This is a genomic window from Streptomyces sp. YPW6, assembly GCF_018866325.1.
Lineage (GTDB): Bacteria > Actinomycetota > Actinomycetes > Streptomycetales > Streptomycetaceae > Streptomyces.
Map to the genome: position 1 here is coordinate 7,353,726 of NZ_CP076457.1, position 26,213 is coordinate 7,379,938.

Annotated in this window: 25 protein-coding genes and 1 pseudogene; 14 read left to right on the forward strand and 12 right to left on the reverse strand. The window is 70.6% G+C overall.

The window, feature by feature from the left end:
• On the forward strand, positions 1–387 hold the full coding sequence (locus KME66_RS32165; RefSeq protein ID WP_216328543.1) for a metalloregulator ArsR/SmtB family transcription factor: 387 nt from the start codon (positions 1–3) through the stop codon (positions 385–387).
• Between the two features lie 225 nt (positions 388–612).
• Complete coding sequence (locus tag KME66_RS32170) at positions 613–975, forward strand: hypothetical protein (RefSeq protein ID WP_216328545.1); 363 nt, start codon at positions 613–615, stop codon at positions 973–975.
• 210 nt (positions 976–1,185) lie between these two features.
• Here KME66_RS32170 and KME66_RS32175 read toward each other — a convergent pair whose 3' ends face one another.
• The 8 genes from KME66_RS32175 to KME66_RS32210 are packed head-to-tail and all read right to left on the reverse strand — an operon-like array spanning position 1,186 to position 9,622.
• Entirely contained in the window at positions 1,186–2,370 is a 1,185-nt protein-coding gene (locus tag KME66_RS32175; RefSeq protein ID WP_216328548.1) for an NAD(P)-binding domain-containing protein, read from the reverse strand.
• A gap of 23 nt (positions 2,371–2,393) precedes the next feature.
• Positions 2,394–4,070 carry a radical SAM protein gene (locus KME66_RS32180; protein WP_216328550.1) on the reverse strand — a complete coding sequence of 559 codons (1,677 nt, stop codon included), beginning with the start codon at positions 4,068–4,070 and terminating at the stop codon, positions 2,394–2,396.
• A gap of 46 nt (positions 4,071–4,116) precedes the next feature.
• Positions 4,117–4,845: a TIGR04283 family arsenosugar biosynthesis glycosyltransferase gene (locus KME66_RS32185; RefSeq protein ID WP_216328552.1), complete on the reverse strand. Its 729-nt coding sequence runs from the start codon at positions 4,843–4,845 to the stop codon at positions 4,117–4,119.
• Positions 4,842–5,519 (reverse strand): TIGR04282 family arsenosugar biosynthesis glycosyltransferase, encoded by a 678-nt coding sequence (locus KME66_RS32190; RefSeq protein ID WP_216328554.1) that lies wholly within the window; start codon positions 5,517–5,519, stop codon positions 4,842–4,844. The genes KME66_RS32185 and KME66_RS32190 overlap by 4 nt, the downstream gene beginning before the upstream one ends.
• On the reverse strand, positions 5,516–6,304 hold the full coding sequence (locus tag KME66_RS32195) for an MTAP family purine nucleoside phosphorylase (protein WP_216328556.1): 789 nt from the start codon (positions 6,302–6,304) through the stop codon (positions 5,516–5,518). The genes KME66_RS32190 and KME66_RS32195 overlap by 4 nt, the downstream gene beginning before the upstream one ends.
• Positions 6,305–6,330: 26 nt before the next feature.
• Complete coding sequence (locus tag KME66_RS32200) at positions 6,331–7,758, reverse strand: radical SAM domain-containing protein (protein WP_216328558.1); 1,428 nt, start codon at positions 7,756–7,758, stop codon at positions 6,331–6,333.
• Positions 7,758–8,216 (reverse strand): MauE/DoxX family redox-associated membrane protein, encoded by a 459-nt coding sequence (locus tag KME66_RS32205; RefSeq protein WP_216328560.1) that lies wholly within the window; start codon positions 8,214–8,216, stop codon positions 7,758–7,760. The genes KME66_RS32200 and KME66_RS32205 overlap by 1 nt, the downstream gene beginning before the upstream one ends.
• The gene (locus KME66_RS32210; RefSeq protein ID WP_216328561.1) at positions 8,213–9,622 is read right to left on the reverse strand and encodes an FAD-dependent oxidoreductase; all 1,410 of its coding nucleotides are present in this window, start codon (positions 9,620–9,622) and stop codon (positions 8,213–8,215) included. The genes KME66_RS32205 and KME66_RS32210 overlap by 4 nt, the downstream gene beginning before the upstream one ends.
• Positions 9,623–9,846: 224 nt before the next feature.
• On the opposite strand from KME66_RS32210, the gene KME66_RS32215 reads away from it, so the two are divergent.
• Entirely contained in the window at positions 9,847–10,650 is an 804-nt protein-coding gene (locus KME66_RS32215) for a class I SAM-dependent methyltransferase (RefSeq protein ID WP_216328563.1), read from the forward strand.
• An 8-nt stretch (positions 10,651–10,658) separates the two neighbouring features.
• Here KME66_RS32215 and KME66_RS32220 read toward each other — a convergent pair.
• Together KME66_RS32220 and KME66_RS32225 are read right to left on the reverse strand one after the other, a co-directional pair.
• Positions 10,659–11,451 (reverse strand): annotated as a pseudogene (locus tag KME66_RS32220) (transposase); the annotation flags it as partial.
• Between the two features lie 157 nt (positions 11,452–11,608).
• Positions 11,609–12,733 carry a PP2C family protein-serine/threonine phosphatase gene (locus KME66_RS32225; protein ID WP_216328565.1) on the reverse strand — a complete coding sequence of 375 codons (1,125 nt, stop codon included), beginning with the start codon at positions 12,731–12,733 and terminating at the stop codon, positions 11,609–11,611.
• Between the two features lie 218 nt (positions 12,734–12,951).
• Here KME66_RS32225 and KME66_RS32230 point away from each other — a divergent pair, with 218 nt between their 5' ends.
• From KME66_RS32230 to KME66_RS32255, 6 genes are all read left to right on the forward strand, one after another.
• Entirely contained in the window at positions 12,952–14,829 is a 1,878-nt protein-coding gene (locus KME66_RS32230) for an alkyl sulfatase dimerization domain-containing protein (protein WP_216328566.1), read from the forward strand.
• A 115-nt stretch (positions 14,830–14,944) separates the two neighbouring features.
• The gene (locus tag KME66_RS32235) at positions 14,945–15,241 is read left to right on the forward strand and encodes a DUF202 domain-containing protein (RefSeq protein WP_216328568.1); all 297 of its coding nucleotides are present in this window, start codon (positions 14,945–14,947) and stop codon (positions 15,239–15,241) included.
• A gap of 110 nt (positions 15,242–15,351) precedes the next feature.
• A complete protein-coding gene (locus tag KME66_RS32240; protein WP_216328570.1) occupies positions 15,352–16,644 on the forward strand; it encodes a DUF2254 family protein in 1,293 nt (430 codons plus the stop codon).
• Between the two features lie 690 nt (positions 16,645–17,334).
• Positions 17,335–17,832: a DUF4383 domain-containing protein gene (locus tag KME66_RS32245; RefSeq protein WP_216329765.1), complete on the forward strand. Its 498-nt coding sequence runs from the start codon at positions 17,335–17,337 to the stop codon at positions 17,830–17,832.
• Between the two features lie 276 nt (positions 17,833–18,108).
• Positions 18,109–18,693: a redoxin domain-containing protein gene (locus KME66_RS32250; RefSeq protein ID WP_216328580.1), complete on the forward strand. Its 585-nt coding sequence runs from the start codon at positions 18,109–18,111 to the stop codon at positions 18,691–18,693.
• 6 nt (positions 18,694–18,699) lie between these two features.
• On the forward strand, positions 18,700–19,590 hold the full coding sequence (locus tag KME66_RS32255) for a cytochrome c biogenesis CcdA family protein (protein ID WP_216328582.1): 891 nt from the start codon (positions 18,700–18,702) through the stop codon (positions 19,588–19,590).
• Positions 19,591–20,304: 714 nt separating this feature from the next.
• Here the strand turns inward: KME66_RS32255 and KME66_RS32260 are convergent.
• Both KME66_RS32260 and KME66_RS32265 read right to left on the reverse strand, forming a co-directional pair.
• Complete coding sequence (locus KME66_RS32260) at positions 20,305–20,673, reverse strand: hypothetical protein (RefSeq protein WP_216328583.1); 369 nt, start codon at positions 20,671–20,673, stop codon at positions 20,305–20,307.
• The gene (locus KME66_RS32265) at positions 20,670–21,620 is read right to left on the reverse strand and encodes a heme A synthase (protein WP_216328585.1); all 951 of its coding nucleotides are present in this window, start codon (positions 21,618–21,620) and stop codon (positions 20,670–20,672) included. Before KME66_RS32265 ends, KME66_RS32260 begins: the two co-directional genes overlap by 4 nt.
• Before the next feature lie 50 nt (positions 21,621–21,670).
• On the opposite strand from KME66_RS32265, the gene KME66_RS32270 reads away from it, so the two are divergent.
• From KME66_RS32270 to KME66_RS32290, 5 genes are read left to right on the forward strand one after another with little or no spacing between them, the layout of a single operon-like run.
• Positions 21,671–22,165 (forward strand): hypothetical protein, encoded by a 495-nt coding sequence (locus KME66_RS32270; RefSeq protein ID WP_216328587.1) that lies wholly within the window; start codon positions 21,671–21,673, stop codon positions 22,163–22,165.
• A complete protein-coding gene (locus tag KME66_RS32275; RefSeq protein WP_216328589.1) occupies positions 22,162–22,443 on the forward strand; it encodes a hypothetical protein in 282 nt (93 codons plus the stop codon). Before KME66_RS32270 ends, KME66_RS32275 begins: the two co-directional genes overlap by 4 nt.
• Positions 22,440–23,063, forward strand: a complete 624-nt coding sequence (locus KME66_RS32280) for a TetR/AcrR family transcriptional regulator (protein WP_216328591.1) — start codon at positions 22,440–22,442, stop codon at positions 23,061–23,063. The genes KME66_RS32275 and KME66_RS32280 overlap by 4 nt, the downstream gene beginning before the upstream one ends.
• Positions 23,060–24,247: an MFS transporter gene (locus KME66_RS32285; RefSeq protein WP_216328593.1), complete on the forward strand. Its 1,188-nt coding sequence runs from the start codon at positions 23,060–23,062 to the stop codon at positions 24,245–24,247. The genes KME66_RS32280 and KME66_RS32285 overlap by 4 nt, the downstream gene beginning before the upstream one ends.
• A complete protein-coding gene (locus tag KME66_RS32290) occupies positions 24,244–26,076 on the forward strand; it encodes an AarF/ABC1/UbiB kinase family protein (protein WP_216328595.1) in 1,833 nt (610 codons plus the stop codon). Before KME66_RS32285 ends, KME66_RS32290 begins: the two co-directional genes overlap by 4 nt.
• The last annotated feature ends 137 nt before the right edge of the window (positions 26,077–26,213 follow it).

Below are 26,213 nucleotides of genomic sequence, written 5' to 3' on the forward strand. Positions count from 1 at the left end.
ATGGGCCACGGAGCAGACGCCAGGAGCAGTGCCACTACCCGCGAGCGGCTCGACACGGTCGGCGCCACCGACGTAGCTGCCACCCTCCAGGCCCTCGCCACACCCTCCCGGCTGCACATCCTCGCCCGGCTCCAGGAAGGCCCGAGCTCCGTGGGCGACCTCGCAGACGCCGTCGGCATGGAAGCCTCCGCCTGCTCCCACCAGCTGCGCCTGCTGCGCAACCTCGGCCTGGTCACCGGGGAGCGCCGTGGCCGGTCGATCATCTACGCCCTGTACGACCACCACGTGGCCGAGCTGCTGGAGCAGGCCCTTTACCACGTCGAACACCTGCGCCTGGGTGTTCCCGATACGCCTGCGGAGGCGGCCGGGCCGGGCCTTGCCCGCTGACACTGCTTCCCGAACCGGGAACGGGCAACAGCTCGGGCCGCTGTGGCGAGTGGCTTCGGTGAACAGTGAAAGCCGGGGCCGTCAGTGCTCAGCAGCTGCACGCCGGGCGTGAGCGCCCGCCGACGGGGTGCAGGCCGGGTCGGCTTTCCGGGCAGTGGTGTGTGGGCAGTGAGGCCGGGCAGGCGGGTCGGCGCCGCGGACGTACTCGACCTTGAGGAGTTGTCGTTGGCCGCGCTCTGGGATCCGACCGTTCGCACCCACTTCATCAGCCTCGCGTTCGCGGGGCTCTGTAGGACTTCGGTGCGCCCTTGCCCCGAGCTGAGGCACGAGGACGTGTGCTTCGTCCCCTCGGTCAGCGCGGTCGCGGTCCGCGACATCGACAGGCAGGAGAACCTGTGCCGCAGCATCGGCGAAGCCGACGCGGAGGAAAGCGCACTGGACAGTTTCGTCTGCTCCACCACGACCACCGCGCACACAGCCATCACCGAGCAGCTGTGCACCTGGATCATGGACCAGGTGCACAGCTGCACGCCCGAGCGCGCGTCGGGACTGCCGACCGCCCTTGGCGAGGTCGGTCACACGGCATGATCGGAGCAGCGGTACCGGCGAACACTTCTCGCCGGTACGGCTCTCACACTTTCCGCAGGACCACGCTGTCAGCTGCACCAGCAGGACCCTGACTACCCGGATGCGGGCGTCGTGGCTGATCCTCAGGATCTGGCCCGGGCAGGAGGAACGTGCCGGTCCAGGTGGAGGCATACGGCCGACGACCTGATGAAGGCCCTCACCATGCCTCCCTCACGTACTGGTGGACAGAAGTTTCGGGGCGTCGGCGTAGGCAGCGACGAACTGGTCGATCTGCCGGTATCCGGTTCGCAGCAGGAAGGTGTTGAGGCGGCCGAAGGACTTGGCGCCCAGGATGAAGAAGTGCGGTTCGGGGTTGCGCAGGGCCTCGATCCCGACGGCCGGCTGGGCGAGGCAGTCGCCGCCCGCGGAGCCGAGGAGGGCGGCGGAGAGGTTCATGGGGGCGCCGGTGGCGTAGCACTCGTGGACCTGCAACTGCCGGTAGAGGGAGGTGTCGCCGGTGTACCCGGTCAGCGCTACGACGTGGTCGCAGACGACCGTGCGAGGGCCGTCGTCGGTGGCGAGTATGGCGCGTACCCGGTCGTCGGCGGGGTGCAGGGCCCGGACATGGGCACCGGTGTGGACGGTGACGCGGTCGTTGACACCGTTGGCGAAGGCCTGGGAGGTGTCGACGAGGTGCTGGCGGCCGGGCAGGGTGTCGTCGGGTACGGCGCCCCAGTCGGGTGTTGGTTTGCGCACCGCCCACTCGACGCGGGTGCCGGGCAGGCCGGCCAGGTCGCGGGCCGCGGTCTGGGCAGATTTTCCCGCGCCGACGAGGAGGACGGTTCCGGCCCAGCGGTCGGGCTCTTCGGTGTCCGGGAGGGTACGGGTGATGCGGTAGGCGAGGGCGCGTTCGCCGGGGGCGGGGATGCCGCCGGGCCCGAGGGTGTTGGGGTGGGAGTAGGTGCCGGTGCAGTCCAGGACGAGGTCGGCCTCCGCCGTGTCCTCGCCGCCGGGGGTGTCGAGCAGGAGGGTGAAGGGGGCGGCGGCGCGGGTGTCGGTGCCGATCTCTTCATGTTTGAGGAGGCCGGTGCGGGCGATGGCTGCGACGCGGCTGCTGTACCGAATGCGGCCTTCGAGAGCGGGGAGCGCGGCGACCGGGCCGAGGAGCTGGGTGGCCAGGTCGGTGCCCGTGGGGCAGTCGTCGCCGGTCGGGGCGGACGGCAGGTGGGCCCGCATCCTGCGGGAGACGTTGAGGTCCCATGGGGTGAAGAGCCGGACGTGGCCCCAGGCCCGCACGTGCGCGGCGGTGGTGTCCGCGGCTTCGTAGACGGTGAAGGGCCATCCGGCGTCGGCGCAGGCAAGTGCTGCGTCGAGACCGACGGGCCCGGCGCCGAGGATCGCGACGTGTCGCTGCATGGTGCACTCCCTTTCCGTACGGGTCAGATGGCGCAGTGGACGGGGCGGGGCAGGGTGCCGTCGGTGAGGCGGGCGGTGAAGAACCGCTCGGTAACGAGCTGTTGGCCCACGGCGAGCGCGGTGCCGGCGGGCGCGAGGTGCATGTCGGGGCTGGTGGTGAGGTCGGCTCCGGCGGGGTGCCAGTGCAGTCCGTCGGCGGTGGCGGTGAGTTCGGGGATGCTGGAGTCCTCGCCGATCTCGACGCCGGTGTCGGACAGGCCGCGTCGCAGCAGCGGGCGTACCGCGAAGTGGTCGGCAGGCAGACCGATTTCGGCCAGCAGCTCGGCGACCGCGGGGACCTCGTGCGTGTTGTCCGGTGTCTCGGTGAGGGCCACGCGCGGCGGCAGGCCGAGGTCGATCAGGTGGCGGATGCCGTCGATGGTGCGCTGCCATGAGCCCGAGCCGCGATGAAGATCATGAGTGTGGGCGGTGGCGCCGTCCAGGGAGGTCTGGACGGTGAGTCTGCGGTCGGCCAGGTCCGCGAGGCCGTCGGCGCGGCGGCCGCGGAGCAGCATCGCGTTGGTCATCACGACGGTGGGCAGTACGGCGGAGGCGTAGTCGAGGAGGCTGACGATGTCAGGGTGCAGGAAGGGCTCACCGCCGGTGAGGTACAGCTCGGTGAACCCGTCCTGTGCGGCCTCGTCGACCAGGGCACGGAAGGCATCGGTGGGCAGGGTGCGGGCGAGCGCCTTCGGGGAGGAGGCGACCGCGCAGTAGTCGCAGGCCAGGTTGCAGTGGAAGTTGGTGTAGATCCACAACCGGGAGGGGAAGTACGGGGTGCCGAACAGCGGGACCACCGGCCGGTCGCTCCGAAGGGCCTGGGGCGTGGTCTCTCCCCAGCCGTCGTCCGCCGGGCGGAAGCCGGAGGGCAGGGTGGAGCGGTAGAGGTGGTAGCGGCCCCGGGAGCGCTCGCGTGGCGGCAGGATTTCCAGGCAGGTGGTCCACCAGCCGGTCTCGATGGTCTCGGCGAAGATCTCGGGCAGCCCCGCGGCGCGCATCGAGCGGGCCTGTGCCCGCCAATCGTACGTGAGCGGGATCAGCTCGGCGGTGACGTGCCCGTCGGACAGGTCGAGCATCGCGTACCAGACGTCGCGGCGGCCGTCGTTGGCGGGTTTGCCGAGCACGCCGACGTTGACGGCGAGGGTGTCGCCGATGCGCCGCTGCCAGGGCAGGCCGCTGTGGGTGCACAGGACGACGTCGGCACCGGATGTCTCGGCGCGCAGGCGGTGCTGCTCCTCGGGCAGTGACTCCCACCAGAAGTCGTTCAGGGCGAGGGTCGAGCCGTGGACCATGTGGACGTCGACGCCGTCGATGGTCTCCCGTCGTTCGGTGGGCAGGGTGTCCATCCACGCGGCGAAGTCGCGGCTGGTGGTGGCGAGGGTGTGGTCGTAGATCAGTTGGGCGTACTCGTTGTCCTTGGGGTCGCGGTAGCCGCAGCCGCAGTCGGTGTCGCCGCGGGCGATGGCCACGTCGTAGTTTCCGGCGACGCACTCGACGGTGTTGTCGGTGAGGATCGGCCGCAGGGCATCGACGTCGGCGCCGAAGCCGCCGAGATCGCCCAGACAGAAGAGGCGCTCGGCGCCCCGGGCGCGGGCGTCGTCGACGAATGCCTGGAGGGCGTACGGGTTTCCGTAGGGCCCTCCGCAGACTGCGATGCGCATGAGGTCGGTCTCCAGGGAGGGGTGCAGATGGTGCGGGACGAGAGGCTCAGGGACGGCCGGTGCGTGGCACGGCCGGGGTTCTCTTCGGGAAGAGGCGGGGGCCGGCGGTGTAGCGGGCGCGGATGGCTTCGGGGTCTGCGCCGGCGAAGTACAGCAGTTTCAGGTACTGCATGAAGGCGATCATGCGCCAGGTGCCGTGGGCGGTCAGGCGTCGGGAGGAGGCCGTCGAGGTGGCGGGCAGCAGGCGCAGCGGGCCGTGGCGGTGCAGGCGCCGTGACATCTCCAGGTCCTCCATGATGGCCAGGTCGGGGAAGCCTCCGAGTTCGTCGAAGACGGTGCGGCGGATGAACATGGCCTGGTCGCCGAAGATGTGGTGGAGGCGGCGGGCCCGGGCGTTGGATGTCCACGCGAGGTAGTTCAGGGCGGGTGTTCTGCGGTCGAAGCGGAGGGTGAGGCCGCCTCCGACCGCGGCCGGGTCGGTGAGTGCGGCCCGGATCTGGTCCAGCGCGTCGGGGTCGATGTCGGTGTCGGCGTGGACGAACCAGAGGATGTCGCCGGAGGCGTGCCGTGCGCCCTCGTTCATCTGTCGGGCCCGTCCTCGCTCACTGGTGATCACGGTGGCGTGGACGGCGGCGAGTTCGGCGGTTCTGTCGGTGGAACCGCCGTCCACGACGATCAGCTCGCAGTCGGGGAAGTCACGGCACAGGCGGCTCACCGCACGGTGAATCGCGGCTTCCTCGTTGAGCGCCGGGACGATGATCGACACCTGTGTCATGGGCCCTCCACCGGCTGGATCAGAGCGGTGATCGGCGCGGGCAGCGCCGGATCGGAGAGGAGGGCGGTCGCGTCTGCGGGGGTGTCCAGGTCCCGCAGTGGGCACAGCGGCTCCACGCTCAGCCCTTCGCGCCGGGCGGCTCTGCGGGTCGCCGTCAGTACCCGGTCCGTGCTCCAGACGTCCGCGTCGAGGGCGAAGAGTGTGGTGGTGTGGGGGGCGCGCAGGCCGATCAGGTAGTAGCCGCTGTCGAGCGCGGGGCCCAGCACCACGTCGTGGCTTTCCAGGGCGGTGAAGGCGGCGGTCAGGTGGTCGCCGGTGAGAAGCGGCGCGTCGGTGCCGATGACCAGGAGCGGGCCCGCGCCGTCGGTGGAGGCGTCGGTGACGGTAGCAGCCAGGCGCCCGCCGAGGTCTTCGCCGCGCTGGAGGCGCAGCCGGACGCCTGCCGGTGTCGTGGTGCCGATCGCGTCGCCGCCGTCGGCCGGGGCGTAGGCGAGGTAGGTCCGCGGAGCGTGGACGGTGGTCAGTTCCACGGTGTGGCGGATGAGCCCGGCCTGGAGTTCGGCGCAGCGCTGCGGGCCGAGCAGGGGATGCAGCCGGGTCTTGACGGTGCTGGGGCGGGGCTCCTTGGCCATGATCAGGATCGCGGGGATGCCGCGGTGAGCGGTGGCGTTCACGTGTCGAACCGGTAGACGAAGCCTGCCGTGCTCACGCTGTCCAGGGATGGCAGTGCGTGCCCGGCCAGTGTTGCGAAGACCTCCTTGCTGGCCGCCATGCGGTCCAGGAGCGCCTGTACAGGTTCCGGCTGGGGGCCGACGCCGTTGGCGTAGTCGGTGACGAACCCGACCAGGGCCATGGGCAGTTCGGCCTCACCGGCCAGGACGGCCTCCGGGCCCGCGGTCTGGCTGATCGCACTGACCCCGGCTGCGGCCAGCGCGGCCACCTCCGAGCGCGAGTTGAACCGGGGACCGTCGACGTGTCCGTACACGCCCTGTGTCGCGACGGGCACCCCGGTCTGGTCGGCGGCGGTGATCAGCGCCTGGCGCAGGGGCTCGCTGAAGGGCCGGTCGAAGATCCAGTGGCCGCGTCCGGCTCCGCCGGGGGTGTCGTACCAGGTGCAGGGGGTGCCGTCGGGCAACCGGTTGGCGGGGAAGTGCAGGTCGTCGAAGACCACCAGCGAGCCCGGCCGCAGGTCCGGGTCGAGGGAGCCGCAGACGGTGAAGGACACCACGGCCTCCGTCTCGACGGCCAGCAGAGCGGCGAGGTTCGCCTTGTGGTCGACCTGGCTGGACAGGCGGTGGTGGCCGGTGCCGTGCCGGGACAGCTGCACGATCTCCGCGCCCCCGAGGCGCCCCTCGGTGACGGTGACCGCGCCGTGTTCGGTGACGACGGTCCGCTCGGCCGCACCCTCCAGGTGGGGCCAGTCGTAGCTGCCGGAGCCGGTGATGACACCTATGCGCATGGACTGCTTCTCCTTCGGTTCTTCGGTTACGTGCCGGATGTGCCGGGCGAGCGGCGTGTGGGGGTGCGGACCTCGACGATCGGCAGCAGGGTGCGCAGAGCGGCGTTCTCGGCGGGGTCGAGGACGGCGTGCTGTGCGCAGGCGGGGACGAGGGTGCCGTTCTCGGGGTGGGCCATGGCGTAGTGGCAGGCGGCCAGCCGCTCCTGGGTCTCGCGCAGCCGGGGCTCTTCTGCCTGTTCGCCGCGCTGCATCATCTCCCAGGCCGGGGCGACGACGTCGGCGTCCATGAACTGGTGCATGACGAAGGTGACCGTACGCACCCGCATCCGGTGGCGGACCAGCCGCAGCAGGCCGACGCGGCGGGCGGTACGGCCCAGCCAGCGAAAACTTGTCACCACGGTGGACGGATGGCGGACCGCCACCCGCACGATCCTTGCCGCGAGGAGGGCGGGCGGGGTGCCGGTGAAGGTCACCTTCCCGAAGTAGCGGAAGAACGCGTCGCGTACGGCGAGGTCGCGCGGGTCGTCGCCGTCGAGGAACGGATACCAGCGGCGGCCGACGTAGAAGCCGTAGGCGGTGCGGTTGCAGCGCACGTCGCCGTTTTCGAGGACCCGGTAGTCCAGGCGGGTTCCGGCGCCGCGCTCGATCTCCGCCCACACGGCGTCCGGGGTCGCCTCGCGGAACTTCTCCTTCCAGCGGCGTTCGTCGCCGAGGAAGGCGGCGGGCTGGAAGGAGAACATGCCGTAGCCCATGGCGTGGCAGTCGCGGATCATGCTCGCGACCTCGTCGAGGTTGCCGGGGGTGACGGTCATGTTGTGGGCGAGGAAGAACCGCACACCGTGCTCGCGCCGGAGGCGGCGGAACATGGCGGCGAACCGGGCGCGGTAGGGATTGAGCGACTTCTCATCCGGCGGGCGCTCGATGCCGCGCCGGCCGTACATGAACTTGTCGAAGTGCGCGGCGAAGGACAGCCGGTCCAAGCGCCGTGTGCCGTCCGGGCCGAGCGCGAGGCGGGTGAGGTAGTCGTCGTCGAAGTCGCCGTGGGTGAAGCTCATCGGTTCCCGGCCGTGGTCCCGCATGATGGCGAGCGCGGCGGCGTGGTCGTCGGGGGTGAGCAGGCTGACCTCGCCGCCGATGAGCTGGGTGTGGGCACGTGGGCCACGCAGGTCGCGCAGCAGGCGCATCTGTGCCGTGATCTGTTCGTGGGTGTGCGGGCCGTCGACGCGTACCTGGTTGGCGTCTCTGGAGTGGTAGCAGGGGGTGCACTTGAGGTTGCACTTGGGGAAGACGCCGTGGGTGCCCTCGCAGCCGACGCCGTGCCGGCCGAGGATCTGGCCGGGGCTCCGGGCGGTGTCGGGGAGCTCCTTCCAGCGGCGCTCCATCGCCGCGGCGAACTCGGTGTCGTAGGGGCGGGTGGCACGTTCGAGGGCGCGCAGTTTCGCGGTGATCCGCATCAGGGCTTCTCCTGCGGGGTTCGATCCGTACGAGATGTGGCGGGCGAGGACGTGGGCCCGGCCCGGCGCAGGCCGCGCCACAGCAACCCGGCGTACAACAGCATCAGGGCATCCTCCACGAGGACGTACCAGCGCAGCGGCTGGGCAAGGTAGGTACCGAAGCAGCCGCAGTTGTCCAGGACGAGCCCGCGGGCGAACGCCTGGGAGGCCAGTACCGACCACGCCACCGCGACAGCGGTGTAGAGCCACACGGGCGTGGTGGCGCGGGAGCGGGGCCGGGCGAGGAACCAGAGGGCCGTTACGGCCTCGGCGCTGATCAACGCCACGGCCAGGGCGGTCGAGGCCGCACCGGATGTCAGACCGTACGTGGTCAGGATGGCGGGCATCGCGTCGAACGAAGCGGCCTGGCCGAGCGCCATCGCCGCGAGGAGCAGGCCCAGGACGAGACGAAGGATCACCTGATCACTCCTCTGCGGAGTTTCAGCAGCGCGCCGATGGGGCCGCCGCCCCGGGCGAGACGGGCGTAGACGTCGGCCAGCGCGGTGTGCCAGGGGCCGTTGGCGTAGGTGGGGTAGGGGTGCACGGTGCGGGCGTAGTCGGAGGGTGTCCAGCCCAGGCGCACCGCCGCCGCGAGATGGGCGATGGTCTCGCCGGCCCTCGGTGACACGACCGTGGCTCCGACGATCTTCCCGCGCGGGCCCAGCACCAGGGTGGTGAAGCCCTCGGTGCGGCCGTCGGCCACCGCCCGGTCCACCCGGTCGTTGTCCAGGGTGTGGACGCTCGCGTGGTCGCCGTACTTCGCGTGTGCCTCGTCGGAGGTGAGGCCGACGCGGGCGATCTCGGGATCGGTGTACGTCACCCGGGGCACCGCCCGGTAGTCGATGGGGCGGCGCACCCCCAGCAGAGCGTCGACGGCGGCTGCTCCACCCTGCGTGCCGCCCAGGTGGGTGAAGGCCGAGCGGCCGGTGACATCTCCGGCGGCGTAGATCCGGTGGTTCGTGGTGCGCAGTCGCCCGTCGGTGCGGATATGACCGGCATCGGTGAGTTCCACGCCGGCCGCCTCCAGGCCGAGCCCGCGGGTGTGGGAACGGCGCCCCGTGACGGCCAGCAGAGCGTCGTAGGGGAGAGGACCACCGGGCCCGTGAACGGCGTGGGCATCGACTCTCTCGGCGCGGTAGTCGGTCAGTACGGTGGCGCCCTCGGACTGGAGCCGTTCGCGCAGGACTTGGGAGGCCCGGGGTTCTTCGCGCGGCACCAGGCGGTCCATCGCCTCCACGAGAGTGACCTGCGACCCTAGCCGGGCGAACGCCTGCCCCAGCTCGCAGCCGATCGGCCCGCCGCCGAGCACCACCAGGCGGCGCGGGAGTTCGGACAGCTCCCAGACCGTGTCGCTGGTCAACGGCCCGCTCTCGACCAGGCCGGGGATCGGCACCAGGGCCGGCGAGGAGCCCGTGGCGATCAGCGCGTACCGGAAGGAGACCTCCCGCTCGCCCGCGGTCAAGGTTCCCGGGCCGGTGAAGGAGGCGGCGCCGTGTGCCACGTGGACCCCGTTTGGGGCGAGTGCCTCGGCCGAGTCGTGGGGTTCGATCGCGCCGATCGCCCGTTTCACTTCCGACATGGCCGCTGTGAGGTCGGCCGGGCCGGACACAGGCGGGAGCCCGTAGGAAGCGGCGCGGCGGGCGGCCTGGACGTCGGCGGCGACATGCAGCAGTGCCTTGCTCGGTACGCACCCTGTCCACAGGCAGTCCCCGCCCAGCCGGTCGCGTTCGACGAGCAGCGTGCGGGCGCCGAGGCGTCCGGCGGTGCGGGCCGCGGTCAGACCGGCACTGCCGCCGCCGATGACCACCAGGTCATACCTCTTCATGGCGCGAACTCTCTGTCGGTGCGCCGTCGTGGGACGGCCGGCGCGCGGGCGTGGGACGTGAAGGGAACCCGTTGACGCAGTCGGTTCCTTCCCTTCCCCGCCCCCACAATCACGGTCACGATGGCCCTCCCGCTTCATCCGCGCGCCTGCGGCGTGTCCGAAACGGAATGCGTGAACAGCCCGGCAGGGTTCCCGAGGGAAGCACACGGGCGCGAGCAGCCACCATGAGCCACAGGAGGGGCGAGGGCTGGATGGACGAACCGGACTGGCGGCGCTTCATCACCGCGTACCACCAGGAGCACGCCGGCATCACCGAGCAACTGTTCTCCCTGGCCGACACCTCCCCCTACGCCTGGCTGGCCGAACCGCTGCGGGGTATCGAGGGCACGATCCTCGACCTGGCCTGCGGTTCGGCACCCACCCGACAGGAGTTGCCGGACGCCGACTGGGTCGGGGTCGACTTTTCGGCCGAGGAGCTCGCCGAGGCGGCTCGGCGGGGTCGCGGGCCGCTGGTGCGGGCCGCAGTGGACGCGCTCCCGGCTGCTTCGGCGAGCGTGGGGGCGGTCTGCGCGGCCATGTGCCTGCCGGTGGTCACGCCCCTGCCGCAGACGCTGGGGGAGATCCGGCGGGTCTTGCGGCCCGGAGGAGTGCTCGCGGCGCTGGTGCCCTCCCAGTCCGGGCTCTCCCCGTCCGGCATGCTCGGCTGGGTCCGGGTGATGGCGGCCCTGCGCGCCGTACGCCAGCCGTGGCCCAACCCGCAGGCCCGCGACGGACTTCCCGCACTGCTGCGCACAGCGGGATTCCGCGTCCGTCGCGACGAGCGACACGTCTTCACCCTCGCGATCGACTCGGCTGGCGCGGCTGCCCTGCTGGCCGATGCCCTCTACCTGCCCGGCCTCACCGCCCACCGGGCTCGGGCCGCCAAGCGCTCCCTCGCGAGATGGGCGATCCCGGGGCGGCGTCTGGAACTGCCACTGCGTCGCGTCGTGGCCGACCTTCCTACCGAACAGCTGTCACAGGAGAATTGATGACGAAGTCAAGCCGTCTGTGTGACCGGCGGGGCGGAGGTGAATACCCTTCCGTCACGCAGCAGGGCCCACAACACGCTCGCTCGTCGGCGGGCCAAGGCCATGACGGCCTGGACGTGCTTGCAGCCCTCACCCCGCTTCTTGAGGTAGAAGTCCCGGTTCGGGCCCTCGCGGATGATGCTGGTCTGTGCGGACATGTAGAAGACCCGCCGCAGGCGGCGGCTGAAGCGCTTGGGCCGGTGCAGGTTGCCGGTGCGGCGGCCCGAATCACGCGGCACGGGCAACCAGAACCGGCCGCCGAGGCGAGGTGGCCGGCGTCGACGTAAGCCGACAGGTCGCCGCCGCGACGAACTCGGCTCCGAGTATCGGGCCCATACTGGGCAAAGATCTCGATGATCTCTGCCTGGGGTGGCTGCGGAACGTCTCGCAGACCTGCTTGTCGATGCGCTTCAGCCGGTCGTCGAGATCCAGGATCTGAGTCGCCAGGTCGGCGACGATCTGAAATCTTCACCGGGCAGTGCGGTCTGCGGGGCCTGCGCGGCTTCCAGCGCGGTTGCGGCGACCGTGTCGGCCCCCGGAACTGCGGTTGGCCAGCCAGGCCGTCAGCCGGGCCCTGCCGCGGCGACGGATCACAACCGGCGTCTGGCAACCGGTCAGCAACACCAACGCACCCTTGTGGGCGCAGTAGTCGAAGGCCCGCTCCAGCGCGGGAAAGATGCCGGTCAGTACGTGCCGCAAGCGGTTGATCATCCGCACCTGGTCGGAGCGATGGGCGGTCAGCAGCGCAAGGTCGGCGGCCAGCAGGTGCGTCTACCCTCCGGACCGCAAGCACGCGCGCTGCTCCTCCAGCCCTCATCGGCCCCTGAACTGCATGACGGAGCCGAACGGATCGCCGCTCCGACCGCTGGTATCCGGCTTCTGCAACGGCAAGAGTCCGCCCCCGTGGGCGGGCGCGCCGCTAGCTCGGGCTCTGGAACTCCAACAGGAGAAGGGCCGAGTCGTCATCCGGCGGTCCGCTGGTGAACGTGGCGACGTCCGCGCGGAGCAGGTCGAGGGCTTCTTCAGGGGTGCCGCTTTTCAGCAGCCGAGGTACACGTTCATGCACCGGGTAGAAGTGTCCCGTACTGTTGCGCGCCTCGCTCAGGCCGTCGGTGTAGAAGAAGAGTCTGTCACCGGGGTTGAGGGTGAGTCGGGTGACGCTGTCCCGAAGGTCGGTGGTGCCTGTCAGTACCGCGAGTCCGAAGGGCGGCACTGGTTCGTCGGACTCGACGGGCATGGGGCGTCCGGCGCGCGGGAGCAGGAGGGGCGGGGGATGGCCGTGGTTGAAGACGAGGAGGCTGCCGTCCGTGCCGATCTGCGCGAGAATGCCTGTCACGAAGCGCTCACCGTCGGTTCTGCGTTCCAGGGCCTGCTCGATGCGCAGGCCGACGTCGGTCAGAGCGTGGGCTGAGGGGGCGGATTCCCTGAAGGCGGCAAGGGCGACCGAGGCACAGCGGACGGTGCCCAGCCCCTTTCCCTGTACGTCGGCGATGACGAGGCGTAGGCCCCCGGGGAAGGGCTCTACGTCGTAGAGGTCTCCTCCGATGCGGGTGGCGTGGTTGGCGGAGACGTAGGAGGCCCCGATGCGGACGGGGCCGATCGTCGGGGGGACCGGTGTGAAGAGAACGTCCTCAAGGGTGCAGGCCACTTCTCGGACATCGACCAGGCGCTGTTCGATCTTTCTGCGTGACCGCGCAGCGTAGGCGGAGGCCAGGGTCACGTAGGCGATCGCCGTCAGGGCGACCGGGAGACGCAGATCGTCGTAGCGGCCCGTTTTCCAGGCGGAGAGCAGGCACAGCACGGCAGCAGCTGCCCCCATGAGGGTGACACTGCGCACCGTTCCCCGGGCGGAGGCGATGGCCGGACCGGCCGCGTAGACGGGCAGCAGGACGTACATCGATCCTGTGGCAGCGTCCACGGCGGCGATGCCCAGCATGGTGGCTACGGGAAGCAGGTTCGGCGAGCTGCGGATCGTCGATCGCTCGGGCCTTCTCATCCGGCGTACCTCCGGCAGCGAGGACTCACCTACTTCCTCAATCGGCATGAATCGTCATGTTACGGACAGTTCGGCTGTGCCGTGAGTGCCGGGGCCGGGCTGGTGGCGTGGAGAGTGTCTGCTTCTCCCTGGTGTGCTGGGGCCTGTACCCGAACGGGGCCTATGGCCGTGCGGCGGGCGCGGCGCGGGGTGAGGCTGCTGTACGTGAGCGCTGTCTGTGGCGCACGGTGAAGGAGGAGCGTGTGACCGAGGAATGCCGGTCGCGGATGGCTGAGCCGTCCGTCGCCGAAGCCAACGCGAAGACCTACGGCCGGTTCCCGTTCGACGACATGCGCGACTTCGACGACGCGCGGCGCGGCTTCATCGCCACTGCCGAGGACCCCGTGGTCACCGATGCCGAGGGCAGGACGGTGTGGGACCTCTCCGCCTACGAGTTCCTCGACGGTGACTGTCCTGACACGGCGAACCCGAGTCTGTGGCGGCAGAGCCGGCTGGTCGCCCGCCACGGGCTGTTCGAGGTGACCAAGGGCATCTACCAGGTCCGGGGCTTCGACCTGTCGAACATGACTCTGGTCGAGGGCGATCACGGAGTGCTGGTGATCGATCCCCTCATCTGCGCCGAGACCGCCGCCGCAGCCCTTGCTCTGTACCGACGTCACCGCGGCGAGCGCCCTGTGAGCGGTGTGCTCTACACGCACAGCCACATCGACCATTTCGGGGGCGTGCGTGGCGTGATCGGCCAGGCGGACCTCGACGCGGGTGTCCCGGTCATCGCGCCCCAGGGCTTCATGCATCACGCCGCCAGCGAGAACGTCTACGCAGGTACGGCCATGGCACGCCGCACCGCCTACATGTACGGTCCCGCCCTCCCGCCGGGGGAACGCGGACAGATTGGCGCCGGCCTGGGACAGACGACCTCCACGGGCACGAGCGGACTCATCGCCCCCACCCTCGACGTCACCGCCACCGGACAGCGCGAGACCGTCGACGGCATCACCATGGTCTTCCAGCTCACGCCCGGCACGGAGGCACCTGCCGAGCTCAACATCCATTTCCCCGGTCACGCCGCGCTGTGCATGGCTGAGAACGCCACCCACAACCAGCACAACCTGCTCACCCTGCGCGGTGCCGAGGTCCGAGACCCCCGGGTGTGGGCCCAGTACCTCACCGAAGCAGTCCGTCTGTTCGTCGGCGACGTCGACGTCGCCTTCGCCTCACACCACTGGCCCACGTGGGGGCGCGAGAACATCGTCCGCTTCCTGACCGAGCAGCGCGATCTCTACGCCTATCTCCACGACCAGACGCTGCGCATGATCAACGAGGGGCTCACCCCGCTGGAGATCGCCGAAACGATGCGGATGCCGCCCGCTCTGGAACGCGCCTGGCACACCCATGGCTACTACGGTTCCGTCAGTCACAACACCAAGGCGATCTACCAACGTTACCTCGGGTGGTTCGACGGCAACCCCGCCCACCTGTGGGAACACCCGCCGGCCGAGGCAGCGGCACGGTACGTCGACTTCATGGGCGGATGCGACACAGTCCTGGACAAAGCCCAGGAGTCCTTCGCCCGCGGCGACTACCGGTGGGTCGCGCAGGTCGTGAACCACGTTCTGTTCACCGACCCCGCCAACAGCCGTGCCCGGTCTCTCCAGGCCGACGCCCTGGAGCAACTCGGCTACGGCTGCGAGAACGGGACGTGGCGCAACGTCTACCTCACCGGCGCTCTGGAGCTGCGTTCCCGCCCCGTCGGCACCCCGACCGTCACCGCCTCTCCCGACCTCATGTCGGCCCTCACACTCGAACAGCTCTGCGACGCGCTGGCGATCCGCGTCGACGGTCCCGGCAGCTGGGACACCGAACTCACCATCCGTTTCATCACCCCGGACCGCCCCGTCACCCTGCGCCTCCACAACGGGGTACTCACCCACACCATCGGCCCCCCCGACCCCTCGGTCCCCGACCCCGACGCCGAGGTCACCCTCACCGAGGCCGACCTCCGGGATCTTCTGCTGGGCACCACCGATCTCGCGACTCTCACCGGCCAGGACCAGGCCCGGATCACCGGCGACTCCAGCACCTTCACCCGGCTCCTCGGGCACCTCACCACTCCCGACCCCGACTTCGCCATTGTCCTCCCCTGAGCCCGGCCCACCCGACGGGCGACCCGGCGCCCCAGGAGAGAACCGCCCCCCAGCACCGCCCGCAGGCCGGCCCCCGCCCCCACGGCCTCCCGCAGGCGCGGCCGCCCGCACCTCCATGGCCAACGAACGCACCCTGCTGGCATGGCTGCGCACCGCCCTGGCACTTCTCGCCGCCTCCTTCGCCGTCGTCAAACTGATCGACATCACCCCCCGGGGCCTGCGCCTCGCACTGGGCGGCTACCTCGTCGCGCTGTCGATCGGCAGCATCACCGCCGGCTACGCCCAGTGGCGCGACCGCGAGAACGGCATCGCGGCACCCCGGGGACGTCTACCGGCTGCGGGCGGAGCCCTGACGCTTGCCATGCTCCTGCTCGCCGCTCTCGTCATCACCGTGATCGTCCTCGCCCCCTGAAAGCGGCAAGGCCCGCACATTCCGCCCCCACCCGCCGACCGCGAAGGCGAGTCACCGTGCCCCCATCGTCTCCGGGACGAGCCCCCGCACCGCTCAGCCGCACACAGCGCGTGTCATGGGCCAACCGGAGCGCCGCCGTCGCCCTCGCCGGCGGAGGAGCGATGCTCGGGTGGTGGCTGCCCCGGCTGGAGCGCACCCATCCCAGCCTGGGAGGGTTCACCTACGACTCCGCCACCGCGCTCGCCACCCTCAGCGCCATCTCAACCGGCGTCATCACCCTGTTCGGACTCGTCCTGGCCGCCACCACCATCGTCGTCCAATCCGTCCAGGCCGCTTCCCCGCGCCTCACCGGAGTCCTCGGCTATTTCGAGCGCTCCCTGATGCTGTTCGGCGCCCTGGCCGGAACCGCGCTGTACGCGCTGATCGTCCTCACCCAGATCCGCCCGGACTTCGCTCCGAACCTCTCCGTCACGCTCGCCGTCGTCTTCGTCCTGCTCTCCTCCGCCGCCATCCTGCGCAGCCTCGCAGGTCTGCGGGAAATGATCACCGGAGGCGGTCTCGTCCGCGCCGTCGCCCAGCAACTCCACGCCGTGCTCGACAGCGAATGGACCACCCATGGGACACACGGACCGGCCACCGCCTCCCTCTTCCAGCCGGACGAAAGCATCGAACTGGCAGTACAGCGCCGAGGGGTGGTGCGACGCATCGACAGCGCCGCTCTCGCAGCGGCAGCGGAGCGCATCGACGCCCACGTGGTGTGCCTCATCTCCACCGGAACCTTCGTGGAACCCGGTACCCCAGCGCTCCAGATCATCACCGCAGCGCCCGCCGGCCAGCTCGACACCGCACGACTTCTCAGCGCCCTGCACATCGGCCCCTCGCGCCGCCTGGACCACGACCCCGCCTACGGCCTGCGCCTCCTTGTCGACATCGCCCTGCGCGCCTTGTCCCCGGCGGTCAATGACCCCACCACCGCGATCCAGGCGATCGACCGGATCGAATCGGCCCTCCTGCGCCTGGCCAGGTGCCCCCTCGGCCCCACGACCCACCACGACCGCACAGGCGTACCCCGAGCAACCATCAACCATCCCCGGTGGACGGATCTCCTGGAACTCGCCCTGGCCGAAATCACCATCCGGGGAGCAACCTCACTGCAGGTCCACCGACGCCTCAGCTTCCTGCTCGCCACCCTCACCAAGCACCTTCCACCCGACCGCCTGGAATCCCTCACCCTCTACCAAGACGCCCTGGCACACACCGCCCGCACCTTCCCCACCCCGGCGCTCACCGCCCTGGCAGGCCAACCCGACCCCCAGGGACTGGGAGCGCCCGCCATGCCCTTCGGCCTCCCGGAACCCGGCCCCGACGGCAGCGGATCCGCACCGGACACACCGCACGGCTGAGCACCGGCATCCGACTGCCCCCGCCGACGGCAAAAGCGGCTGTCCTGGACACGACGAGGGAGGATCACGCGACGCCCTGGGCGAGGTGGGGCCAGGCGGCTTCGTGCAGAAGGCGCCGGCCGTTGAGGGCCACGATGACGGTGGCGCCTTCGTGTCCGGCGACTCCGAGTGGGAGGAGCGGGGTACCGGTCTCGTCCAGGCCACGGTGTCGATCTGCCCGAGGCCTTCCATGACGACGGCGGACTCGGCCGACACCCCGCGCTGTCCGGCGTTGGAGCACCACCGCACACGGCGAGGCCACTGCAGCGGCTCACCGGTGATGGTGGCCCGGTCGACGTCGCTCGTCCCGCCGATGACCCAGCCGTCGGCTCCACGTGCTCACCGGGACGTACCAGGATCATGTGCCCGATGGCCAGCGACCGCGCGTCGACGTTCTCCTTCGTGCCATCGGGCAGCAGACAGGTCGCCGTGGCGGGCGCGGGGCAGGACCTCGTCCTGGACGAGACGGTGATCAAGGACCCGGGGCTTCGGGAAGGAGCCGGGCAGCTCGGCAGCCTCCATCTGCTCCAGCGCCCGAAGTTCGGCGACCGGAAGGACTATCGGCAGGATTCCGCAGTTCCCCACCCCATCCTTCGACGAGTCTGCACCGAATTACACATGGGCGGGGCAACAGAAACCGAGGAGGCTCTGATGTCAGTCATTCATCTGCCCCGAGTGCCTCTGCGTGGTGTCCGTCTGGACGAACACCTGCCGGTGGATCACCGGCTCAGTCGCGTCTACCGTGTCGGCGCCGGCTTCTTCGGAGCATTCCTGGTGACATTCGGCGTACTCGGGCTGGTCGACCGGATCGGTTTCTTCAGCACCGGTGGTGACACAGTCCTCGGGCTGAACACCAACGGTGCGCTGAGCAGCCTCTCCATCATGATCGGCGTCGTCCTCCTCGCCGGTGCGGTCATCGGCGGGAACCTCGCCTCCACGCTCAACATGGTCACCGGAGTGGCCTTCATCGTCAGCGGGTTCGCCAACCTGTCCCTACTGGAGAGCGACTACAACTTCCTCGCCTTCGAGCTGCAGAACGTCCTGTTCAGCTTCGTGGTGGGCGTACTCCTGATGACCTTCGGCATGTACGGGCGGGTCAGCGCGACCCTCCCACATAACAACCCGTACTGGCGCGCCCGCCATCAGTAGTACTGCACCACGCCGGACCACGACCCCGGCGTGCTGCGGTGCTTGGTGGGACAGCGCAGGGCAGGGCTGCTGCACGTCCGTAACTGTGCCCCGGGCATGTCGGCTCCCGCGGTATGGGTTTCGGCTTCGGGACAGCTGCCCCCACGCGGCCAGGCTCGCGGGCCGGCCCGCAGGGCCGTATCCGGCTCACGTCATCGAAGCGTAAGCTCTGGCGGGCTCGCGGAGCTGAGAGGCGGTTCTAGAGTCGCTCTCATCCCGACCACACCGGAGTCCTCCATGCGCGCCCGTACTGTTTTGCCCGCTGCCATCACCGTCACCCTGCTCACTCTCACGGGATGCGGAGCCGACAGTGGCTCCGACGGTGATGCGGCGGGCGTGTCCCCCTCGTCCTCCTCGCCCCCTGTGCAGCCGTCCCCCTCCGACCCCAGCGGCGACACTGCCTCCGGGCCGGCGGTGCCGGAGGCGCTGCGGTTCACCGCGACCACGGTGGACGGTAAGCCGTTCGACGGCAGCACTCTGGCGGGCAAGCCGACCGTGCTCTGGTTCTGGGCTCCCTGGTGCCCCAAGTGCAAGGCCCAGGCAGCCGAGACCGCGAAGGTGGCAGCCGAGACCGCGGGCGAGGTGAACGTCGTCGGCGTCGCGGGCCTGGACAAGAACGCCGCCATGCAGGACTTCGTCGCCGACACGGGAACCAGCGGATTCCCCCACCTCTCCGACGAGAAGGGCGACATCTGGAAGCGGTTCGAGGTCACCGAGCAGAGCCGCTACGTCATCCTCGACAAGGACGGCGAGACCGTCTACGAAGGCGTACTGCCCGGCGGCGAGGGGCTGGCCGACAAGGTCTCCGGACTGACCGGCTGAACCACGATGTCCGACCTTCCCCTCGCCCTCGCGCTCACCGCCGGCATCCTCGCCGCCGTCAACCCCTGCGGCTTCGCCCTGCTCCCCGCCTACCTCTCCCTCCTCGTCCTCGGCGACGACAGCCCCACCCGATCCGTCGCCGTCGGCCGGGCCCTGACCGCGACCGCCTCGATCACCCTCGGCTTCGCCGCCCTCTTCGGCATATTCGGCCTGGCCGTCCAGCCCGTCGCCGGACAGGTCCAGGAACACCTCCCCTGGTTCACCATCACCTTCGGCATCCTCATGACCGGAGCCGGAGCCTGGCTGCTCGCCGGCCGTCAGCTGCCCGCCCTCATGCCGAAAGTCCGGCGAGCTCCCACCGTCACCCGGTCCGTACCGTCCATGGCCCTGTTCGGCATGGCCTACGCCACCGCCTCCCTGGGCTGCACCATCGCCCCGTTCCTCGCCATCGTCGTCTCCGCCTTCCGCAGCGGCTCCCCCGGTGAGGGAGTCATCCTGTTCGCCGCGTACGCGGTCGGCATGGGACTCATCGTCGGTGTCGCGTCCCTGACCGTCGCTCTCACCCGCAGCGCCGCAGTCAGCCGTCTTCGCCGCGCTGGCACCCTCGCACCCCGGATCGGCGGCGGACTCCTCCTCCTCGTCGGCGCCTACGTCGCCTACTACGGCTGGTACGAGATCCGGGTCCAGAGCGACCCCGCCACCACCGACCCCGTCATCGATGCAGCCGGCACCGTCCAGCGTGTCCTCTCCGACCTCCTCGACACAGCAGGGCCCGCCACCCTCACCGGACTCCTGGCCGCGCTCCTCCTGGCAGCCTGGGCAATCCACCGAAGGAACAGGCGCCGCTCCTCCCCTCAGCAAGACCGGACCGCCTCGGCCTCGGAGCACACCGACTGAAGCGACGACGGCGCACGACGGCGGACGAGCCGTGCCCTGTCCCAGGACTCTCCCCGCGGTGCGGCCGACGCCCGGTGCCCTTGTGCCGAGGCTGTGTGTGCTGACGCTGCTCGGCGACGACGCGTTCGCGCACCACCCCGACGCCCCCGTGCCGTCCCTCAGTCCGGGCTCGTACTTCTTGCCGCCGCCGGCGAGACCCTCTTCAGCTCCGAGACCAGAGCCCGGATCGAGCCCCGCCATCACACTCTGGAGCATCTGCCCCAGGTCCGTGCCGATGAGGTCCTTGTCCGCCAGGTACCCGAGACCCTGCTGGAGCACTGCGGGCGTAACACCGGCCGCTGGCAGGTTCTCGTCGCTGCCATGACCTTCGCGTGCGGCTCCTCGACTTCCTGGACGGCGCACCCGCGACGCACACCTCCTGGCCTGCCAGGGGGCCGAGGTCCAATGAGGGTGGAGGCCGTCACTCCCCGAGCGGTTCAGTACGCGAGATCTGGTCGCCCAGTTCTTCGGGGTCCATGGCGGCACCATCACCAGAGCCATGCACCAACGTCCAGCACTCCTGGCCAGGCACGGCCACACGGTCGCCCTCGGCAGCCAGGTTCCGCACGACTGTCGGCGTTGCCATGTCCGTCGCGAACAACGGCTCCACGGTGCCCAAGGCAGCGTGGTGATTCTTTGCGAGCCCAGGGAGACCGGTGAATCCGGACTCAGCTTTCAGCTTCCGGTAGTGGTCCAGATGTCGTGGAGACGCACTTGGAGGAAGGCAAGGACGAGGGACCCCGCCGCTACGGTGAGCGAGCCCCAGCGCGTCCGCTCGGCCAGGGAGAGAATCCCCGCAGCGGGTACGGCCACGAGGACTCCGAGGAGATAGGCGATGAACGTGACTGCGTCGCCCTGCGGCTGCTCGCCTGCGGCCAGACACCAGATGCCCACCAGCATCTGAGCGAGGGCCAGGAGGGTGACGATGGCCATTCCCGCGAAGTGCCAGTCCTTGGTCGGCTGGTCCCGCCACGCCGCGTGTGCGCACCAGAGGGCGAGCAGAGCGGCGGTCACACCCGTGGCCAGGGTCAGCGCGCCGATCAAGCTTCTGCCCCGCCTTTCCCACCGGTCGGGGGGCCGGGTGCTCTGGTGAGATGGACAGTTGCGTGAAGGACGGCGATTGCTGTCAGGCACGAACCGAGCAGGGGCAGAGCAAGGGGCTGTTCGGGAACTCCCAGCGTGCTCTGTGCGTAGCGGAGGGCTCCCTGTCCCGCCAGAGCGGCGAGAAGCAGGCGGGTGCGGCCGACGATCCAGCCCGGGGCGCGAGTCCGGTGCAGGTGCAGATGCAGGAGGAGGGCCAGGGCGAGGACGGTCCATCCGAGAACGGAATGCATACGTGTCGCCGTTGCCCAGTCGACGGACAGGTGGGGCATGGTGCCCCAGGGCCCGGCGTGCAGGCCGGTGACCGCTGTTCCCCAAGCCGTCAGCAGGATGCCCGTGGTGAGCAGGGTGCGGGCGGGGGTCCGTGATGGGGCGCTGGCCGCTGCCGCGGGCGCGGGAGGCAGCGCGGTGCGGCTGCGGGTCAGGCAGGCGAGAGTGATCAGCGCGGTGGAGAGCAGGAAGTGTCCGACGACCGCGTAGGGGGTGAGGCCCGTGAAGGCGGTGACGCCTCCGAGCAGGGCGCCGGCAACGATGACCGCGAACTGTCCCCAGCCCAGGAGCAGAACGTCGCGCCGTCCTGGTCCGGCGTGTCGGGCGGCGAGGATGACCCAGCCGACGGCGGTGGCGAGGACATAGGTGAGCAGGTGGTTGCCGAGCTCGATGATGCCGCGCCAGCCCGCCCGGGCCGTGGCGTTCAGACTCTCGCCGGTGCAGGTGGGCCAGGTCGGGCACCCCAGGCCGGAGTCGTTCAGACGTGCCGCTCCCCCCGTGGCGACGATGACCACCGACACCACCAGAGCCGCCGTAGTGGCACGGCGCAGACAGGGCGGTGCCGTCAGGCCGCCTTTCCGTGAGTCCGGGTGCGGGGACGGGGGCGGGGAGGTGGTCATGGCCACCATGCTAACTTCATGACGACACGTCGTCATGAAAGGGGTTTGTTGTGAGTCCAACGACGGCCGAGGTGGTACCGGTCAGGATCAGGCCGCTGACCGGGGTGCGGAAGTTCGGCATCCGGGGCGTGCGGGCATCGGCGTGGGCGGTGATCGGGGCCGCGTGCGCGCAGATCGTGACCGCCGGGTTCGGGCTGTTCGCGTTGGAGCGGCTGCCGGTCGGCGAGGCGTCCAGCCTGGACGCGCACCGGATGCTCGGCTACGCCTCGGAGGTCGTGGGCGTGGTCCTGGTCGTCCTGCTGATCGTCGGCCGTCCTTCCGGACGGGCCGTGGGGGCCGGACTGGGACTGTTCCTCGCGATGCTGGTGCAGCCCGTTCTGCAGAAGCACGGCACCGGTATCCCGCTGCTCGGTGCGCTGCACGCGGCGAACGCCCTCGTGATGATCGCGCTGGCGTGGGTGACGGTACGGGCTGTGAAGCGTCAGCTGGACGAGGTGGCTTCGGTGGAGGCATCCTCCGCCCTGTTCGCCGCCTCGGGCCGATGAGCCTGCCCGCGGGAACCGAGGCGCCCGTGACCTCTGCGGGCAGACGTGGACTGTCCACCGCGGTCCAGCAGCATGCCTCGCTGCTGGTGGCCGAGGAGCTGCGCCGGCTGGACCGCCGTACGGACCTGACGTCTATGGAGCGCGCGGAGGTGGCGGCGGCGCTGCGCCGCCTTGCCTCCCGGCTCGTTCTCACCCCGCTGGCAGCATGGGACGGCGATCCGCGGGTGGCGGCCGAACTCCACGGTCTGCCGGCACCGCGTCTTATCGAGGGAGCATGATGAGTCCGAAGCTGACCGGAGGCGCCACTCTCGCCGAGCACCGGGCGGCCACACGGGAGGCGATGATCGACGCCTTCGCCGCGCTGCTGCGTGAGGTCGGATGGCAGGACCTCAAGCTCCAGGAGGTCGCCAAGCAGGTCGGTGTCGCCCGTACCGCGGTCTACAACTACTTTCCCGACAGGACCGCGCTCCTGCTCGCCTGGTCGGAGCGGGAGATGAGCCGCTTCATGGCACTGGCCGAGCGGGAGCTGGCCGATCGCACCGATCCGGTCGACCGGCTGCAGATCCTCGTCAAGCTGGTCCTGACCGAGTTCGCCCTGGAGAGCGGCACGGGTGCCTCCGTCGCCGCGATGCTGCCGCCGGAGGACCGTGCGAGGTTCCTGGAACACGTAGCGCCGCTCGCCGCGCTCGTGGGCGGCCTGCTGGAGGACGGCATGCGGGAGGGCGTGTTCGTCCGCGCTGACACGGCCGCCACCGGTCAGATGATCATGGCGTGCCTGGAAACCCAGCGCACCGCACTCCTGGCGGGCGACAAGGTGCACACCGCCGTCCAGCGCACCCTGCCGTTCGTGATGCGCGCCCTCGGCGTACCCGGGGATCGTTGGGCGGACAGCCCGTGAGACTGTCTTCTCGCCTGGTGATACCGGCGCTCTGCTTGGTCGTCTTCACCGACCTCATGGGCTTCGGCATCATCCTGCCGCTGCTGCCCTACGCCGCCGACACCTTCGGGGGCAGCCCCAGCATGATCGGCCTGCTGTTCGCCGCCTACTCGATCGCGCAGCTGGTGTCCGCGCCGTTGCTGGGCCGGGCCTCGGACCGCTTCGGCCGCAAGCCTGTCCTGTTGCTCGCCCTGTCCGGGTCGGTCCTCTCGGCGCTGTTCATGGCGAACGCCACTTCCCTGAGCGGCCTGCTGGTGGCACGGGTGGTGGCGGGCGCGTGCGGGGGGTCGATCGCGGTCGCGCACGCCTTCGCCGCCGACCTCGCCCCACCCGAACGGCGTACTCACAGCCTCGGCATGCTGGGTGCGGCCGTCGGCCTCGGATTCGTCGCTGGCCCCGCCATCGGCGCCATGCTCGCCCACCAGGGACTGTCCGGCGCCGGCATCGTCTCAGCCTGCGTGGCCGCGGCCGCCCTGTGTCTCGCCGCCGCCGCACTACCCGACGCCCGGGGAATCGGTGCCGCGCGACAGCATGTTCACCAGCAGAGGGGAGTGCACCGTACGGCCCCGGCGGCGCCGCGGGTCCTGCTGGTGGCGGCGTTCTGCACGACGGCCGCCTTCTGCGCGATGGAAGCCACGCTCGCCCTGCTGGGGGCAGACCGGTACGGGTTCGGACCGCAGGCGCTGGGCTGGATGCTGGCCGCAGCCGGCGTCGCCATGGCTGCAGCCCAGGGCGCCATTGCCGCACCACTGGCCGCCCGGTTCGGCACCAGAACCGTCGCCGCGGCCGGTGCGCTCGTCCTCGGCACGGGACTGGCATGCCTTCCGCTGCTGCCCGCCTGGGGCACCGTCACCGCGCTCATGGTCGCCAGCATCGGCCAAGGGCTGCTGGCCCCCGCGCTGAGCACCCTCGTCGCCGACGCCGCACCTGACCGTACGGGCGCGGCCATGGGGGCCGTCCAGTCGGCGATGGCCCTGGCCCGCGCCAGCGCTCCCGCCGTGGCCGGCATCACCTACGACCTGCGCCCCCTCCTGCCCTACCTGAGCGCCCTGGTCCTGGCCGTGGTGGCTGCGGCCTGCATCCGAGCCCTGCCCGGCCAGGCAAGGAGGGCGGACGAACCGGTCGCGAAGGAGATTTCCGCATGACGGGCCTGGTACTGACCGGACTGCTGGCCGCCACCGTCGCCTGGACCGCACCGCGCCTGCTGGGCACCCTCGCCCGGCCGATGTCGAGCGCCTGGTGCGCCGCGGCGGGCACCACAGCCGCCCTCGCGATCGCCGTCCTCGCCAACCGGGCAGAACCCGGCGCCTTCGTCGACCCCGGCCTGCTCCTCATGGTCGCCGTCCTCGCGGCGATGGCCACCGCGGTCGGCCTGGAACTCCTCGGCGGAATCCGTCCACCCGGCCCTCTCACCCTGGCACGGTCACTGACCGGCTGGGTCCGTCGCAGCCGCCGCTACGGCCAACTGACGCACCTGGCATCCCGGCACGGTCTCTCACTCGCCCGCCGGCCCGGCGGACCGCGCGGCACAGCGCTCGGGGAAGCTCTGCGTGACTGCCTCGCCGAAGCCGGGCCCCTGTTCGTCAAAGCCGGCCAAGTCCTCGCCGCCCGGCCCGGCCTCCTGCCAGACGACGTCGCCCGACCGCTCTTCGACCTGCACGACACCGTCCCGCCCGCCCCTGCGGAACAGGTCGAGCGACTCCTTACGGAGCACTACGGCAGCCCCCTGGACGAGGTCTTCGCCTCCTTCGACCATGAACCACTGGCCGCAGCATCCATGGCACAAGTCCACCGAGCCACGCTCCACGACGGCACTCGCGTCGCGGTCAAGATACTGCGACCTGGCATCCCCGGCCGCCTGTCCACCGACCTCGACGTCCTGGCCCGCCTAGCCCGGACCATGGAGAAACGCACCGCCTGGGGCCGCGCCATCCGCGTCACCCGCCTCGCCGACGACTTCGCCACCGCCGTCCGGGCCGAACTCGACCTGCGTATCGAGGCCCGCACGCTCGCAGCCGCCCACACAGCGGCTCACCGCGGCCCCGTCATCGTGCCCGCCGTACACCCCGGCCTGTCCGGGCGGTACGTCCTTGTCCAAGACTTCGCCGACGGCCTCCCCGCTCACCGTGCCGCGCCCGACCTCGACGACCACACCGCACGCACCACCGCCCACACCATCGCCGGCGGCTACCTCACTCTCCTCATGCGCCACGGCATCGCGCACGCCGACCCCCACCCCGGAAACGTCCACCTCCACCCCAACAAGCCGCCCGCCCTCCTCGACTTCGGACACGCCGCCCGCCTCGACACCCTTCAGCTCGCCGCCCTGCAGCGCATCCTCACCGCCACCGCCCTCGGCAACCCCACCAACCTCGCCCGCGCCCTCAACGACGCCGCCGAAGACCCCGTTGACGAACGAACCCTCGAACGCGCCTGCGCCCAGCTCCTGCTCACCCTTCCCTCACCCGGCCACCGCGCATCCAACACCGACACCGACACCCTCACCGCCCTCGCCACTCTCACCCGAAGCACCGGACTCCTGCTTCCACCGGCCTTCCCCACCGTTCTGCGCGGACTCGCTGTCCTCGAATCCACCTGCCTGCGCCTGGACGCCGACTTCGACCTCACCGCCCACCTCGGCCACCACATCCGCCCAGGCCACGAGACGATCACTCAACTCGCAAACCTCTTCGGCTTTCCCGCCCTCCCACAGCCGGCACAGGACCTACGCCGACCAGGCAACCGCGGATGGCAGCAGCGCACCGCGGAACTAGGTGTCCTCACCCTGGTCGCTGCGACCACCGGCGGCATCTCCACCACCCTGCTCACCCGCCAAAGCGGCCCCGAGATCGCCGACGGCCTGCACTTGCTGGAAGCCATCGGCTCCCTCGGCCTGGCCGCCGCCGCAGCCCTCCTGATGCGCGTCGTCGTGCACGCCATCCGCCCCCACCCAGGGACCCACGACTCCGCCTGAACCCCACGGACCAAGCAGCTCAGCCCCCGCTCCCGGGTCCGTGACGCTCGGTCTAGTGCCGCATCAGACAACGTTAGCCCTGTCGGCATCCCTGCCCGGGCCAGGGTGGAGTCCTTCGTGATACGTTCCTGCCACCG

Bases quoted from the DNA above. Each gene is read 5' to 3' on its own strand.
- KME66_RS32165 (WP_216328543.1), top strand. From the start codon at position 1: ATGGGCCACGGAGCAGACGCCAGGAGCAGTGCCACTACCCGCGAGCGG.
- KME66_RS32175 (WP_216328548.1), bottom strand. From the start codon at position 2,370: ATGCAGCGACACGTCGCGATCCTCGGCGCCGGGCCCGTCGGTCTCGAC.
- KME66_RS32180 (WP_216328550.1), bottom strand. From the start codon at position 4,070: ATGCGCATCGCAGTCTGCGGAGGGCCCTACGGAAACCCGTACGCCCTC.
- KME66_RS32185 (WP_216328552.1), bottom strand. From the start codon at position 4,845: ATGACACAGGTGTCGATCATCGTCCCGGCGCTCAACGAGGAAGCCGCG.
- KME66_RS32195 (WP_216328556.1), bottom strand. From the start codon at position 6,304: ATGCGCATAGGTGTCATCACCGGCTCCGGCAGCTACGACTGGCCCCAC.
- KME66_RS32200 (WP_216328558.1), bottom strand. From the start codon at position 7,758: ATGCGGATCACCGCGAAACTGCGCGCCCTCGAACGTGCCACCCGCCCC.
- KME66_RS32210 (WP_216328561.1), bottom strand. From the start codon at position 9,622: ATGAAGAGGTATGACCTGGTGGTCATCGGCGGCGGCAGTGCCGGTCTG.
- KME66_RS32215 (WP_216328563.1), top strand. From the start codon at position 9,847: ATGAGCCACAGGAGGGGCGAGGGCTGGATGGACGAACCGGACTGGCGG.
- KME66_RS32225 (WP_216328565.1), bottom strand. From the start codon at position 12,733: ATGCCGATTGAGGAAGTAGGTGAGTCCTCGCTGCCGGAGGTACGCCGG.
- KME66_RS32230 (WP_216328566.1), top strand. From the start codon at position 12,952: ATGGCTGAGCCGTCCGTCGCCGAAGCCAACGCGAAGACCTACGGCCGG.
- KME66_RS32235 (WP_216328568.1), top strand. From the start codon at position 14,945: ATGGCCAACGAACGCACCCTGCTGGCATGGCTGCGCACCGCCCTGGCA.
- KME66_RS32245 (WP_216329765.1), top strand. From the start codon at position 17,335: ATGTCAGTCATTCATCTGCCCCGAGTGCCTCTGCGTGGTGTCCGTCTG.
- KME66_RS32250 (WP_216328580.1), top strand. From the start codon at position 18,109: ATGCGCGCCCGTACTGTTTTGCCCGCTGCCATCACCGTCACCCTGCTC.
- KME66_RS32255 (WP_216328582.1), top strand. From the start codon at position 18,700: ATGTCCGACCTTCCCCTCGCCCTCGCGCTCACCGCCGGCATCCTCGCC.
- KME66_RS32265 (WP_216328585.1), bottom strand. From the start codon at position 21,620: ATGACCACCTCCCCGCCCCCGTCCCCGCACCCGGACTCACGGAAAGGC.
- KME66_RS32275 (WP_216328589.1), top strand. From the start codon at position 22,162: ATGAGCCTGCCCGCGGGAACCGAGGCGCCCGTGACCTCTGCGGGCAGA.
- KME66_RS32280 (WP_216328591.1), top strand. From the start codon at position 22,440: ATGATGAGTCCGAAGCTGACCGGAGGCGCCACTCTCGCCGAGCACCGG.
- KME66_RS32290 (WP_216328595.1), top strand. From the start codon at position 24,244: ATGACGGGCCTGGTACTGACCGGACTGCTGGCCGCCACCGTCGCCTGG.